A 487-nucleotide genomic window follows, 5' to 3' on the forward strand; every position below is an offset into this window, starting at 1 on the left:
CCCGAGTCGTACCCGACGACGCTGTTCCCGGAGATCTCGGAATTCGCGAAGAACGCCCCGTACGAGTACGACGGTGCGCGCGTCCTCGTCTACGGCGAGACGATCTCGCGCAAGGAGGAGTACCACAAGCTCGCCGTGTACTTCCGCCGGCCGGCCTCGTTCTGGAACAACCTGCCGCTGGCCGCCACGTTCGAACAGCTCGTAGCCGGCCTGGCGCGCCGAGCAGTGACATCAGGGACCTCGAGGAACGCCAGGAGGAGTCATGTCCGAAACCGTTGAGATCGACGAGCGCAGCGCCGCCGTCGACACCCTGGGCGGGGTGATCGGCGAGGCCGGCGCGGCCGCCCTCGAAGGGCCGCGCGAGCAGCTCACCGAGAGCGCCCTGCGCGCCGCCTTCGCGCTGTGGGAGGACCCCGAGGTACGCCCGAAGCTGCTCGGGATCCTCCAGGCCGCGGTCAACAGCGAGGAAGGCGCCGAGCAGATGCGC

1 protein-coding gene and 1 pseudogene are annotated in these 487 nt (G+C 69.4%); both read left to right on the plus strand.

The window, feature by feature from the left end; translation table 11 throughout:
* The coding region (locus tag TN53_RS42225) for a hypothetical protein (protein WP_046264212.1) at window positions 1-279 on the plus strand (279 nt) is incomplete at its 5' end.
* Window positions 263-487 (plus strand): annotated as a pseudogene (locus TN53_RS42230) (hypothetical protein); the annotation flags it as partial. The gene TN53_RS42225 and the pseudogene TN53_RS42230, both read left to right, overlap by 17 nt.

The sequence above is a fragment of the Streptomyces sp. WM6386 genome (assembly GCF_000972385.1).
Lineage (GTDB): Bacteria > Actinomycetota > Actinomycetes > Streptomycetales > Streptomycetaceae > Streptomyces.